Here is a 12,044-nt window from a genome sequence, read left to right on the forward strand (position 1 = left end):
AAAATCCCCTCCGAACTGCATCGGAGGGGATTTTTTCTTACGGTACCGCCCGCAGAGTTGGGGCCAATCTGGGGCCAGACTTGCCCCGCAGGTGCCGCGACAGCTGATTGCCGTCCTCCTGCAATGTCGCGATATCCGGGTGTAGGTACCGCTGCGTGATCCTGGGATCAGTGTGCCCGGCGATCCGCTGAAGCCGATGCAGCGGAACCCCGGCATCCGCGAACCATGTCAGCCCGGTATGCCGGAGATCGTGACGCCGCAGATGCTCATATCCGAGCTTCGTCACAACGTCGTCCCAATGGGTCGCATCCCGCAGCACTCCCGTTTGGATGCGACCTCCCCGAGGCCCGACGAACAGCCGAGCATCCAACAGCGCCTCTCGCCGCTGCTTCTCGCTCGCCTCCTCCTGGCCACGCTCAACGCGGGCGCGCGCCTCGTTGATCCGCCTGAGGATCAGCGGACGAATCTCCTCGATCAACGGAATCGGACGCGACCGCTTGCCCTTCGTGCCCTTGTCTTGCAATCCACCTGGCCCCGGCGTCGTCTGCCGCCGCCGACCTCCTCGGATTCGAACGTCTTCGACCTCGTGTCCCGGGCCTGGCGCTGCTGCTGGGCCGCGCTCGGAACCTGGGGAGCGACCCGATGAGACTCGAGGACCCGCCGGGGCGCGGCGGCCGAGACGCGGCCAGGATCGCCAACCGCACCACACAGCCCGCGATCCATGACAGCAACATCGCCAACACCGATTGCGCGGTCGATCCCGGCGCGCACCTCAGTCCCGACGACGCGATCCGCAGCCTGAGCGTGCACCACCACTGCCCATCACCCTGTCGCCCGCGTGAACGTGCGCTGACGATACTAGGCACCGAATACAGCGCGGCGGCAACACCGGGCACGCGTCGGCCCGCGCGGGCACTGGACGAACTGGACCAACGGCTGGCCGAACTGATCCGCGAATACCTACGCCAAGTCGCGGAGCACGCCGACCGATAACCGCAGCCGCGACACAATGAACCCGGACGGCACGGGCTCCCTGAAACCCAGCTCGCCGACACCGATGTACGACCCGGCGCACTGAAGACCGCCCTACTGGCGGCGGCCGGGAACGATGCGTCACCGTTCTGGCGCGCCTGGAACGGTTAGAACCTGCACTGCGACTGCTGATGTGAGCGGGGTGCCGGGGAGTCATCGGAAGATGGTGGAGACGGTGGTTGAGCCATTGCCGTGGGGACTGATCGACGGCACATGGCAGTCACAAGGGGAACTTGTGTCGGTGCCTGCGCGTAGCCTGACGCCGAGGCAGTCCGCCTCACCGCTCCCAAAGAAGTGGAGAGTGTTATGGCCATCAAGGTCAAGTTCAACCAGAAGGCGCTACGCGATCTCGAAAAGCCGCTGAATGTCGAGGTTCCGCGCGGCGGCACCGAGGCCGACGCCATCCGGGCCGTCAAACAGCAGTACAAGAAGGCCAAGGGTATCGAGCTGGATACCGATGCCGCCCGCGCGATCGTGCGGCAGGCGCGCGGTCAGTAGCTGCTGTCGGTGCCGAGGCTCGGAAGCCTCGGCTTTCGAGCCTCGCCCGGATCGATACCTTCAGCTCTTCGCTCCGAGAGTTTGTCAGCCCAACGCTTTCCATCCCGCCCATGGCCGCGACCCGCGTTCCCCTCGGATGCACGCCAACCGGTGTAGCGCCTGCCCCTGGTAGGCGGGATCTGCTGTTGCCGTTTGCGCCGCCATCGTGGTCATCCGCAGTTCTCGGATGTCTCTGAGCAGTGCGAAGCCCTCCCATGTGGTGACGTCATGGCCGTACACCTGACAGAACTCGGCGTACTGCTGTTCGGTGATCCACCCGAACGAACTGTGCTTGATCGCCGTGTGCACCAGATCCCACTCCGGTGGTCCGATGGATGTCCGCTCTAGATCGAGGAGGACGGCCTCCCCGTCGTCCATCGCCGCGACGTTGCCGATCCAGGCGTCCCCGTGGATCACGCACCACGGCAGTCCCTCTGGAAGCGACTCCCACCGTCGCCGTAGATACGCCAAATGCTCTCGAAGCCAACGTCTATCGCCATCGGACAGGGTATGGGCGGCACTGATCCGCTCATCCAGTCGCACGAACGGCGCGATTCTCCCGAGGTTGAGTTCGGTGGGAATCGGCAGATGGTGGAGCTGCTTGAGCAGGGCAGCCACCTGGGTCGGGGTGCCGTGATGGTGCGGCGGTAGTTCGCGCCAGAAGGTAATCGCGTGGCCTTCGACCTCGATGGGCTGGTCGACATCGGGAACAACTTGTACCGCTGGGACGCCTGATGCTTGCAACCAGCGAGCCACGTTGACCTCACGCCTCGCTGCATCTGATTGCCCTGGGCGACTCACCCGAGCAACCACCGATCCTGGCAGCCGGTAGATGGCGTTCTCACTGACCTGAATCGGTTCGGCATGGTCCACGTCCAGGCCGACCGCGGTGCCGGCCGACCGCACGATCGCCAGCCAATCGGTTCCGGTCACGTCCGTCATGCGTGAACCAGCGTGCTGTCGATCTGCGAGCGCAGTTCATCAACCTCTGTTGTTTGGGCATGGGGCTGGGTGAGCATGCGAAGCTCACGCAGGTCATCCGCTGCCCGGCGGGAACGGAGGTGTCCAGCGTCGCTGAGCGCAGTCTGGCCGAAGGAGGCAGCCTCTACCGGATCGCCAGTGGCCATGGTGAGTGACGCCAGCTTGATGCCAGATATTGCCCGCGAGCGGACAAAGGCGTCGGTGTGTCCGGCAACGGCAATCTCCAATCGTTGCCGGGCCTCACCGACGAACCGGCCTTCGAGTGCCACATCGAATAAAGCATGCCCGGTATCGCCGGAGTGCTGGGCATGGTCGTAGTAGGCCATCCAGGGCGGATCGTTCTCCGGCGCCGCCTGCGCGAACTCCTCGTCAGCTTGTCCAACCGCTCGCACGGCTTCGTCGGTGCGGTGCAGTTTGGCCAGCGCTCGGGCTCTTGCCGCGTGCAGCATGGCCCGCTCCGTCGCCGTCAGTCGATCAGCCCGGACCATAGCCAGTTCGATGAAGGTGAGCCCATCGTCGGGGTGCCCGCACCAGATGGCCTGACGAGCCATTGACGACAACACCTTGCCTCGAAGGTGCCAGTTGCCGACCTCTTCGGCGCAGGTCAGCCCGAGCTGAAACATGCTGCGGGCATCAGCGTGCGCGTAGGCATCGAAGGCCATGAACCCGGCCGTATGTCCAAGGAACCCGACTGCGCTGTGCAGGTCCATGCGGTGCTTCTCGGCACAACTGGCACCCAGCAAGTTCACGGCATAGCGCAGCTGGGCTGAGACCGCTTCTCGAACCAGGCCACCGCCGTAGGTGTGATCCCAGGAGCTGAACTCGCGCGCGGCAGTTCGTACCTGCTCGATTTCGGCCAGGCCGACCGTCGACGGGACAGGCGTTGGTTCAAGTTGGGCCAGCAAATCCAGTAGCGGCTGTTTGGTCGCGGCCGCCGCAGTGACGCCCAGCGCGGCGCGAACAAATTCCTGGCGTTTCACATCCCCGAGCGTAGCCCCGGACTTTGCTGGCAGCTTGAACCAAAGCAGCTCGGGCGGCACTTCCAGCGCCTCCGCCCAACGGATCAGTTTGGACAGTTGCTCGGGTGCTGGCCCCTTCTCGATACGGCTGAGTTGGGCCTGGGTGAGGCCAAGCCAGGTGGCAACCAGCTTCTGCGGCAAGGGCCGATGGTGAAATGGGTGCGTGCGGTAGGCGAAGATCACCCGGCCCATGTGCCAAGTGGCGAGCGCATCGCGCATCTGATCGGTTTGCCAGAAGGCTGGTGGTGCCGGCGACGGCTGCTGTCGTTCATCTCGAAGCGCAATTTCGCATGGCGCGCAACGCGACTCAGGATTGTACCGATTCAGCCTGCTCCCACAACGAGCGCAGTACCGCTCTGTCTGGGGTCCCCGCGTCATGATGGCCGCTCCCGGGTTTTCCTGGGTTTTCTCGCCGTTTCGCTTTGGTCGCGTGACCCTACCAGGGCTTGACAGGCGACGCTATACGTTTCATACATACCCCGAATACCCCCTTGTCGTGGCCCTTTTCGCCCCAGAAACCGACCCTTGGGCGGGTCACGAAAACCTTGCCGAGGAAAGGGGTAGGCGTGGCGTTGTCCCTAGTAGTTCCCATCTTTGGTCCGCCAGCAGCGGGCAAAACGACGCTGACGATGCAGCTCGGATCGGCACCTGGGCGCCGGGTGTTCCGGCTGCGCGAGCATGTCTCACAGGAGGTGCTGGCCGCAACGGCGGTTACGCCGGAGCAGTTGGGGTGGATCGACGACTACACCGTCGCCGCAGCACTCCGCTCCTACTTCGAAACCGTCAATGCGGACCCGACGGTTCAGGCAGTGCTGCTCGACAATTTTCCCGGTTCCGCAGCGCAGGTTGATCAGCTGCTGGCGATCCTGTGGTCGCTGACGCCCTGCCACATCGAAGCCATCGAAGTGGTGACCGACGTCAAGACGCTCCGGCAGCGCGCCCGGAACCGGAAGGTCTGCCATCGCTGCGAGCGTGACCCGATCAACGATCCCCGCTTGCCGGCGATCCCGAGTGATGCCGACCCGTGGCAGTGCGGCCGGTGCGGGGGCCTGCTGCATCCCCGACGCGGCGATTCACCGCGGCTGTTCAAAGCGCGTATGCAGCGCTATCACCAGGCGGCGGTCGGCATCCGCGATGGCTTCGCCCGTGCCGATGTCACCCTCACCCAGCTCGACACCACCAACACCATCGACGGGCCGGCGAATCTGCTTGCCCCGCTGCTTATTTCCCGGAGTGCACCACGATGACAACCGTTGATCTGCCTGCCCCTGGCCTGCGAGCCAACAGCGATGGCTATGGCCATGCCCGCATGCCCCGTGGGGCCGATGTTCCTGAACCGGACCGGATTGACCGCGTCGCGTACGGCCGGTTCCGCAATGTCTATCTCTACATCACCGAAGCGTGCCAGTTGCGCTGCGAGCACTGCTACATGGGTGAGCGGTTGGACCGCGCGCTCAAGATGCCCTTGCCGCAGATTGTGGACACCCTGACCACCTGGCGGCGGATGGGCGGTGACAAGCTGACCATCCTCGGTGGCGAGCCGACGCTGCACCCGCACTACTGCGAGGCGATTCGTCTCAGTCGGAAATTGGGCTACGAGCACGTCATCACCACGACCAACGCCCAGAAGCCCGCGCTCAAGAAGTTTCGCAAGCTCGAACCCGACTGGCGGAAGCAGTGCCGGCGCTCGCGTCTAGCAGGCGGGAGAGGGCGGGAGAGGGAGGACGCCGGTGCCGGTGCCGCCGAACTCGACAGCGTCAACACCCTCGCCTCCGCGATCCTCAGCCCTGTCTCCGGAGCACAGAGCCTGCCCGACGGTTGATGTGGTTCGGTTCGCTGCTGAAAGTATCGACAGCTCAGGGGTTCGAGCTTGCTAGTGGTGGGGTCGCTCGAATCGCGGCGGGAGGATGGGACGGGGTTCTATTGTTGCGGCGGTGGGTATCAAGGGCACGCCCGGCGGGGTCGGCCCTATGAGGGCGAGAGCCGTGGAGCGGACCGGCAAAGGCACTCGGTGAGTCAACCCGGGGGCCGCCGCCCCGGGTGGATCGGAGTGTGCATCCCGCCCAATCTGTCACATGTGGTCGATATTCTCCGTTACGTCGTTGAGCCGCAATGGTCTTGGAGGGGTGCGATGGTAGAACAGCTCGACGTAGGCAGCGCCAAGCTCAACGTAGGCAACGCCAAGGACGGCATCGGCAGGACCGTCGACGGTATCGGCAGGGCGGCGCGAACCGCTTCATCGCAGTTCGCCGGGCAGGTCGGCAACGTCAAGGACGCTGCCAGAGGCAGGGTCGAGAAGCTGACTGCGAAAGGGCCCGACCCCTACGAAGTGGCCGTAGCGGAATACAACGCCGTCTTCACGGCGATGGCCGACAGGGGCCTGTCTTTGTTGCGTCAGCGCGAACGTTCGACGGACCTGATCGAGCTGGTCGAGCAGTTGGTGAACAGCATCGCCAACACCCCGAAATCGTTCGATACCGACTTCGATGAGATCGAGGTACATCGGAAACGGTTCTCGAGCGCGGAGGATTTCGCTCGGAAAGAGCTGGAAGCGGCGCGGTTGTCGGCTGCCGGCGCCGGCGCCGGGTTCGCGGCGGGCACCGCGGTAGCGGGCCTGGCACCGTCGGCGGCGATGTGGGTCGCCACCACCTTCGGGACAGCGTCGACCGGCACCGCGATCTCGACCCTTTCCGGGGCGGCAGCCAGTCAGGCAGCACTGGCGTGGCTCGGTGGCGGCGCGCTGGCCGCCGGTGGCGGCGGCACTGCGGCAGGCGCCACATTGCTCGCGCTTGCCGGCCCGATCGGCTGGACAATCGCGGGCGCAACCCTCCTCGCGTCGATCGCCCTGTTCGCGAAGAAGAAGTTCGAGAATCGAGAGGCGAAGCACGAAGCGCTGACTGCGATAAAGCACAACACCACCCTCGTCGCTGGCATGGACGCTCAGATCGACGACCTCCTCCAGCGGACGACCTCGCTGCGCGAAGGGCTGGTGAAGAGTTACGGCGAAGCCTTGGTGCACTTCCGCGCCGATTTCCACGCGCTCGCCCCTGCCGAGCGGTCGACACTCGCTACGTTGGTGAACAACACGAAGTCGTGCGCGACCATGCTGAGCATGCGCATCGAACAGGACGCCGATAGTGAGTGACGCTGCCGAGTTCGTCACCAGCACCCAGGAGCAGGCAGTTGCTTCCTGGGTGAGCTATCTCAACCAGCTCCGCATAGACAACCTTCTGAGCGCGGTCAGCCAGCAGGACGAGCACCTTCGGGACGCGCTCACCAGTGTCGATGAAGCCGTCAGGAAGATCGACCTCGAGGTGGTCGCCGCCAACCGCGGCGGACAGCATGGCATGCACGGCTTCATCGCCGAGATCGCCGAGGTCGGGATCGGCAACGCCCGAAAGCAGATCCTCGGCCACGCGCCCGTCTACCAGTGGGTCAACGACAACGGACCCGTCGACCTGATGCGCGGAAGTGTCGAGATCCAGCAGAAGTTCGTCGCAGCGGGTGGCCGCTTCTCACTGGGCGCGATCGCCGAGCACCTCCAGAAGTATCCCGAATACGTGCGCAACGGTGGGAAATACCAGATCCCCCGTGACCATTTCGAGGTGATCCAGCGGCTACATGCCTTGTCGCCCGAGGAAGCGAGCAAGCTGCTGTCACGCAGCGGCGACGGACCTTCCCTCAGAGACTGGCAGCGGGTCCAGGCGTTCTTCCAAACCAGATCGGTCGGCTTCGAATCGCTCGAGCCCTCGACGCTCGAGTACAACGAAGTGCAGCGCGATGTCTACACCTCGACCATGGCGGCCGAAAAGGGCTCGCTCCGTGCCACGGACCGGTCCCTGCGCGACGATGCCTACCAGCGCAGCCGGCCGACGCTGCGAGAAGCAGGCCCGGCCGCACTCACCGCCGCCGCGACCGCGGGCGCGACCGCGTTCGTACTGGCTGTGGTCGCCAAGCGTCGGGAAGGCAAGCGGCTCAATGAGTTCAGCGGGCGCGACTGGATCGACCTCGCAGGCCAGACCGGCTCAGGGTTCGGCAAGGGCGGCGTCCGAGGACTGAGCATCTACGCGCTCACGAATTTCACCGCGACCTCCGCAGCCATCGCCAGCTCGATCGTCACCACATCCTTCAGCATCGCAGAACAAGCCAACCAGCTCCGCCGCGGCGAGATCGACGAACTCGAGTTCATCGAGAACTCCGAACTCATCGCCTTGCAGGCCGCAGTACGCGCCCTGGCCTCTTGCATCGGCCAGGCGACCATCCCCATCCCGATCCTCGGCGCCGTCATCGGCACCACAGTCGGCACTGTGATGTACAAGGCCGCCGCATCGTCGTTGACGAAACGAGAGGCGGCACTGATCGAGCGCTACCTCGACCAGCAGCGCACACTCGACGAACAACTCGCCGCGGAATACCAGACCACACTGGAAAAGCTGGACCAAAGCATGTCCGGCTATCTCGAACTCCTCGAACGAGCCTTCTCGCCTGACCTGCAGCTCGCGCTCGCCGGATCCGTCGAACTAGCAGTGCACCTCGGCGTAGCTTCGGACGAGATCCTCGATTCCGATGAAAAGGTCGACGCCTACTTCCTCGACTAGCCAGAGGAAGGCCACAGCCGACGCGGCAACCTACCCCTCAACTGGGGCAAGCTAAACTATCCGACCTGTGTCCGAGTGCGTATACGATCGTTGGATCCAGCCGAGTGGGAGCGGATGTGCCTCTCCTACAATACGTTTAGCCCCAGGGGGCATGCATGACGCGACATCCCTATCGCTCGACTGCAGGAGAAGTATTCACCACTTCACCCTCGGAGCCGCTGTCGACGGTCATCACCGAGCACTTAGGTCGGCGGTCCCCTCCGGCGCAGCTAAAAGCGTGGGATGACAGCCTGCCGCTGCTCGCTGGTGTCTTGGTCGATGCGGGACTTGCGATGATCGACATGCTTATTGAGTATCCGTTGCCAGAGGCGTCTCAAAGGGCCGATGTGCTACTCGCGGGGAGGCATCCGGAAACGGGCGATGACAACTACATTGTGGTGGAACTAGTTGCGTGGCGCGGAGCGGCGCTGGCCTGGAATAGCGATCAGATCGTGCAGGTGAACGGGCTGCGCGACGAGCGACTGCATCCTGTCGATCAGGTACGCGGATACTGCCACAATCTACGGCAATACGTGCCTCTTTTGCATGATCGCCCAGCAGCGATGCACGGAGTCGCCTATCTGCACAACGCCACCCGAAAATCAGTAGAAACACTGTTCTTACGCTGGCAGGACGACCTGGGGCGAATGTTTACTCGTGACCAGCGCAAGGACTTCATCGAGTATCTGCAGAACCAGTTCGCCCCAGAGCCTGGCAGATCGGCTTCGGACCGGCTACTCGCCAGCGAGGTTCGGCGCAGGGTAACACCGCTTCAGTTTGCCGCAGATACGCGCCGCACAGCTGCCGCTCTACTGGACGACCAGAAGCTCGCATACGAGACTGTGTGGAGCCAAGTCCAACTCTTGTCGAAATCGAACTTCAAGGGCGTCATACTTGTCACCGGCGGGCCCGGCAGCGCGAAGAGCCTTATCGCCGTGTCGCTCCTCGCCGAACTTCACAGATTCGACCGCCGAGTGCAGTACGCATCTGGCTCTCCGGCCATCATCGAAACGATGCGGAGATCTCACGGTCGGCACTCGAGAGAACTGAGGCCTCTGTTTACCTACTACCGAGAGGCCCCAACCAATCACAACTCGCTGGACGTACTCATCTGCGACGAAGCGCATGGTATCCGGAAGACATCGGCCAATCGCTGGGACAAGAACGCGCACAAAACGAATCGCCCGCAAATCGACGAGCTGATGGCAGCGGCACGGGTTCCAATCTTCCTCCTGGATGAGCACGAGGTCATTCGCCCTGATCAAGTAGGAACCGTCGAATACATCATGAACCATGCAGCCCGGTCAGGCTTTCCGGTCTTCCACACCAAGCTCGACGGCCGGTTCCGGCTTGGCGGTAGCGCGGTATACGACGAATGGGTGTTGCGCTTGCTCGGCATACGAGCTGGAGGGCCGACAGCGTGGACCAGCGATGACTTCTTCGACGTGCGCATCGCAGACTCGCCACAGGAGATGGAAGATTTCCTTCGCTCGAAGGAAAACAACGGCGAAACCGCACGAATAACGGCAGGATACTGCTGGCAATGGAGCGATCCCCGGGACGACGGAACCCTAGTATCTGATATCGAAATTGGTGACTGGTCAAAACCGTGGAACAAAAAAGGTAGCAAGATCCAGGGTGAATTCCCGCCGGCGTCGTTGTGGGCTACCGATCCGCGTGGTTTCGCGCAAGTTGGATCTGTATATACCGTCCAGGGGTTCGAACACGATTGGGCTGGGGTCATCCTTGGTCCGGATATCGTCGCTGACGGCCAACGGTTGGCGATACGCAGAGAATTCAATTGCGATCCAATGCTCAGGAGCAGAAGAAATGGCGCCGTCTCCGACGAGGACTTCGAGCTTCTGATACGAAATACCTACAAAGTACTGTTGACGCGCGGGATGCGAGGCGTAGTCCTCTACGCGGTTGACCCGGCGACGCATAAATTCATCGCTGGACTTGTCGGCTCAGGACCGCGACAGCAGGCAGAAGAAGCCGACGGAGTCGACCGTTCGACATCCGCATGGGCCCCACAGGGAAGTCGCGTGCAGATGGCTCTCGCCTCATTGTCGGAGACCTCGCAGCAGGTGTTCTTGTGTCATTCGTCTGGCGACAAACCAGCAGTCCGCCAGTTGTACGACAAGCTTCGCGACAAAGGTTTTCGACCATGGCTGGATGCGGTGGACCTTGTAGCAGGCGAGAATTGGGAGTTCGAAATCCGCAAAGCGATCAAGTCGTCGGACGTGGTCGTCGTGTGCCTTTCCGAGGGTTCGGTGAGTAAGAGGGGGTTCGTCCAGAAAGAGATTTTGTTCGCTCTCGATGAGGCTGACAAGCAGCCAGAGGGCAGGATCTACCTGATCCCTGCGAGGTTGGAGCCGTGTGAGATCCCGAGTCGCCTTACTCATTTGCACTGGGTGGATCTGTTCGAGGACGGTGGCCACGAGAGACTCGGTGCGGCGATCCGGCTGTCAACATCCCAGTGACAGCCCATGGTTGTATGAGGCCGTGACGTTGGTGACGCCGGTGTGGAGGCGGCTGGCTGGTGGCTGGTTCCCGGCGGCCGAATGGGGTCGATGATAGTTGTAGTGGATGTTCCAGATCTGTAGTGCTTGGCGGCGCTGCAGATCCGAGGTCCATTCACGGGCGTAGAGGAATTCCTCGGCCAGGATCCGGTTGTAGCGCTCTACTTTCCCGTTGTGGCGGGGCTGGCCTGTCCCCGGTGAATGAGACCACCTGGATTTAGAGTCCTGTTGGCTCTGGTGAGGGCCTGGAAGGGACACTGAGAACCATGGCTGGACGTAAGCGGCATTCCGCGGAGGAGATCGTGCGGAAGCTGCGCCGTGCCGACGAGTTGGCTGCCGCCGGGGCTTCGGGCGAGGAGATCGCCGCTGAGCTGGGGATCTCTGCGGCCACGTTGTATAACTGGCGGCGCCAGTACGGGGGAATGGACACCGACGCAGCTAAAGAGCTCAAGGAGTTGCGGGAGCAGAACGCCCGGCTCGAGCGGTTGCTGGCGGATGCCGAGCTGGAGAAGGACGCGTTGCGGGAGATCGCTCGCGGAGACTTCTAGGTCCGGCGGCCAAGCGGCGGGCGGTGGGCATGCTCTTGCAGGTCAAGGGTATGTCGGAACGGTTCGCTTGCAAGGTCGTCGGGGTGCATCGGTCCACGTTCCGGCGGCTGCCGCTCGACCAGACCCCGGGCGATCCCGACGCCGGCGCCAGGGCCTGGCTGCGCGAATCTGCCAGGAAGAACCCCGTGTCATGGGTTCCGTCGGGCGTGGGCGGCGTTGCGGTTCGACGAAGGTCACCGGGTCAACCGCAAACGGGTGCATCGGTTGTGGAAGCAGGAGGGCCTGCAGGTGCGGGCGCATCGCCGGCGCAAACGCGCCGGGTCCTACTCGGTGCCGGCGGTCGCCGCGGACGCACCGAAGATGGTGTGGGCGTCGGATTTCCAGTTCGGCTCCACTGTGGATGGTCGGGCGGTGAAGATCGCGTCGATGGTCGATGAACACACCCGGGAGTCGCTGCTGCATCTGGTGGAACGCTCCATCACCGGCGAGAAACTCGTCGCCGAACTCGCCCGGGTGTTCACCACCCGGGGTGTGCCGAAGGTGCTGCGGTGCGACAACGGCCCGGAAATGATATCCACAGCACTGCAACGCTTTTGCGCCAACAGGATCGGGATCACCTACATCCCGCCGGGAACTCCGTGGAACAACGGTTTCGTGTGCCGTGAGGCGCTGATTGGTCGAGTGGAGGTGAGAGACCTGCACCTTCGGGTTGTCGCAGCAACCTGAATGAAGCTGGGGGCGGCCTGATCCGGGTCGATGCCGGGGAGG

12 protein-coding genes and 2 pseudogenes are annotated in these 12,044 nt (G+C 63.3%); 10 read left to right on the top strand and 4 right to left on the bottom strand.

Annotated features, from left to right (window positions below; genetic code table 11):
- Positions 1-37: 37 nt before the first annotated feature.
- Positions 38-523 (bottom strand): tyrosine-type recombinase/integrase, encoded by a 486-nt coding sequence (locus ACZ6DL_RS23570; RefSeq protein ID WP_466054193.1) that lies wholly within the window; start codon positions 521-523, stop codon positions 38-40.
- 119 nt (positions 524-642) lie between these two features.
- Here ACZ6DL_RS23570 and ACZ6DL_RS23575 point away from each other — a divergent pair, with 119 nt between their 5' ends.
- Both ACZ6DL_RS23575 and ACZ6DL_RS23580 read left to right on the top strand, forming a co-directional pair.
- Positions 643-993, top strand: coding sequence for a hypothetical protein (locus ACZ6DL_RS23575; protein WP_466054194.1), 351 nt, complete (start codon positions 643-645; stop codon positions 991-993).
- 345 nt (positions 994-1,338) lie between these two features.
- Positions 1,339-1,530, top strand: a complete 192-nt coding sequence (locus ACZ6DL_RS23580; RefSeq protein WP_449939194.1) for a hypothetical protein — start codon at positions 1,339-1,341, stop codon at positions 1,528-1,530.
- Between the two features lie 84 nt (positions 1,531-1,614).
- Here the strand turns inward: ACZ6DL_RS23580 and ACZ6DL_RS23585 are convergent, their stop codons facing one another.
- Positions 1,615-2,511, bottom strand: coding sequence for a phosphotransferase (locus tag ACZ6DL_RS23585; protein ID WP_466054196.1), 897 nt, complete (start codon positions 2,509-2,511; stop codon positions 1,615-1,617).
- Entirely contained in the window at positions 2,508-3,788 is a 1,281-nt protein-coding gene (locus ACZ6DL_RS23590) for a helix-turn-helix domain-containing protein (protein WP_466054197.1), read from the bottom strand. The genes ACZ6DL_RS23585 and ACZ6DL_RS23590 overlap by 4 nt, the downstream gene beginning before the upstream one ends.
- 347 nt (positions 3,789-4,135) lie before the next feature.
- Between ACZ6DL_RS23590 and ACZ6DL_RS23595 the strand changes: the two genes are divergently transcribed.
- From ACZ6DL_RS23595 to ACZ6DL_RS23615, 5 genes are all read left to right on the top strand, one after another.
- Complete coding sequence (locus ACZ6DL_RS23595; protein ID WP_466054199.1) at positions 4,136-4,816, top strand: adenylate kinase family protein; 681 nt, start codon at positions 4,136-4,138, stop codon at positions 4,814-4,816.
- Positions 4,813-5,391 carry a radical SAM protein gene (locus ACZ6DL_RS23600; RefSeq protein ID WP_466054201.1) on the top strand — a complete coding sequence of 193 codons (579 nt, stop codon included), beginning with the start codon at positions 4,813-4,815 and terminating at the stop codon, positions 5,389-5,391. Before ACZ6DL_RS23595 ends, ACZ6DL_RS23600 begins: the two co-directional genes overlap by 4 nt.
- Before the next feature lie 309 nt (positions 5,392-5,700).
- On the top strand, positions 5,701-6,714 hold the full coding sequence (locus ACZ6DL_RS23605; RefSeq protein WP_466054202.1) for a hypothetical protein: 1,014 nt from the start codon (positions 5,701-5,703) through the stop codon (positions 6,712-6,714).
- Positions 6,707-8,167 (top strand): hypothetical protein, encoded by a 1,461-nt coding sequence (locus ACZ6DL_RS23610; RefSeq protein ID WP_466054204.1) that lies wholly within the window; start codon positions 6,707-6,709, stop codon positions 8,165-8,167. Before ACZ6DL_RS23605 ends, ACZ6DL_RS23610 begins: the two co-directional genes overlap by 8 nt.
- 155 nt (positions 8,168-8,322) lie before the next feature.
- Complete coding sequence (locus ACZ6DL_RS23615; RefSeq protein WP_466054206.1) at positions 8,323-10,689, top strand: DNA/RNA helicase domain-containing protein; 2,367 nt, start codon at positions 8,323-8,325, stop codon at positions 10,687-10,689.
- Here the strand turns inward: ACZ6DL_RS23615 and ACZ6DL_RS23620 are convergent.
- A pseudogene (locus ACZ6DL_RS23620) lies at positions 10,675-10,911 on the bottom strand (integrase core domain-containing protein); the annotation flags it as partial. The gene ACZ6DL_RS23615 and the pseudogene ACZ6DL_RS23620 sit on opposite strands and share 15 nt — an antisense overlap.
- An 83-nt stretch (positions 10,912-10,994) precedes the next feature.
- On the opposite strand from ACZ6DL_RS23620, the gene ACZ6DL_RS23625 reads away from it, so the two are divergent.
- The 3 genes and pseudogenes from ACZ6DL_RS23625 to ACZ6DL_RS23635 all read left to right on the top strand — a co-directional run bounded on the left by ACZ6DL_RS23625 (position 10,995) and on the right by ACZ6DL_RS23635 (position 12,002).
- Positions 10,995-11,276 carry a transposase gene (locus ACZ6DL_RS23625; RefSeq protein ID WP_466054208.1) on the top strand — a complete coding sequence of 94 codons (282 nt, stop codon included), beginning with the start codon at positions 10,995-10,997 and terminating at the stop codon, positions 11,274-11,276.
- 168 nt (positions 11,277-11,444) lie between these two features.
- Positions 11,445-11,573: pseudogene (locus ACZ6DL_RS23630) on the top strand (IS3 family transposase); the annotation flags it as partial.
- A gap of 33 nt (positions 11,574-11,606) precedes the next feature.
- Complete coding sequence (locus tag ACZ6DL_RS23635) at positions 11,607-12,002, top strand: DDE-type integrase/transposase/recombinase (RefSeq protein ID WP_466054210.1); 396 nt, start codon at positions 11,607-11,609, stop codon at positions 12,000-12,002.
- Positions 12,003-12,044 lie beyond the last annotated feature (42 nt).

The sequence above is a fragment of the Nocardia sp. NPDC041819 genome, assembly GCF_055590505.1.

Bases quoted from the DNA above. Each gene is read 5' to 3' on its own strand.
- ACZ6DL_RS23605 (WP_466054202.1), top strand. From the start codon at position 5,701: ATGGTAGAACAGCTCGACGTAGGCAGCGCCAAGCTCAACGTAGGCAAC.
- ACZ6DL_RS23590 (WP_466054197.1), bottom strand. From the start codon at position 3,788: ATGCGCGATGCGCTCGCCACTTGGCACATGGGCCGGGTGATCTTCGCC.
- ACZ6DL_RS23615 (WP_466054206.1), top strand. From the start codon at position 8,323: ATGACGCGACATCCCTATCGCTCGACTGCAGGAGAAGTATTCACCACT.
- ACZ6DL_RS23625 (WP_466054208.1), top strand. From the start codon at position 10,995: ATGGCTGGACGTAAGCGGCATTCCGCGGAGGAGATCGTGCGGAAGCTG.
- ACZ6DL_RS23585 (WP_466054196.1), bottom strand. From the start codon at position 2,511: ATGACGGACGTGACCGGAACCGATTGGCTGGCGATCGTGCGGTCGGCC.
- ACZ6DL_RS23580 (WP_449939194.1), top strand. From the start codon at position 1,339: ATGGCCATCAAGGTCAAGTTCAACCAGAAGGCGCTACGCGATCTCGAA.
- ACZ6DL_RS23575 (WP_466054194.1), top strand. From the start codon at position 643: ATGAGACTCGAGGACCCGCCGGGGCGCGGCGGCCGAGACGCGGCCAGG.
- ACZ6DL_RS23600 (WP_466054201.1), top strand. From the start codon at position 4,813: ATGACAACCGTTGATCTGCCTGCCCCTGGCCTGCGAGCCAACAGCGAT.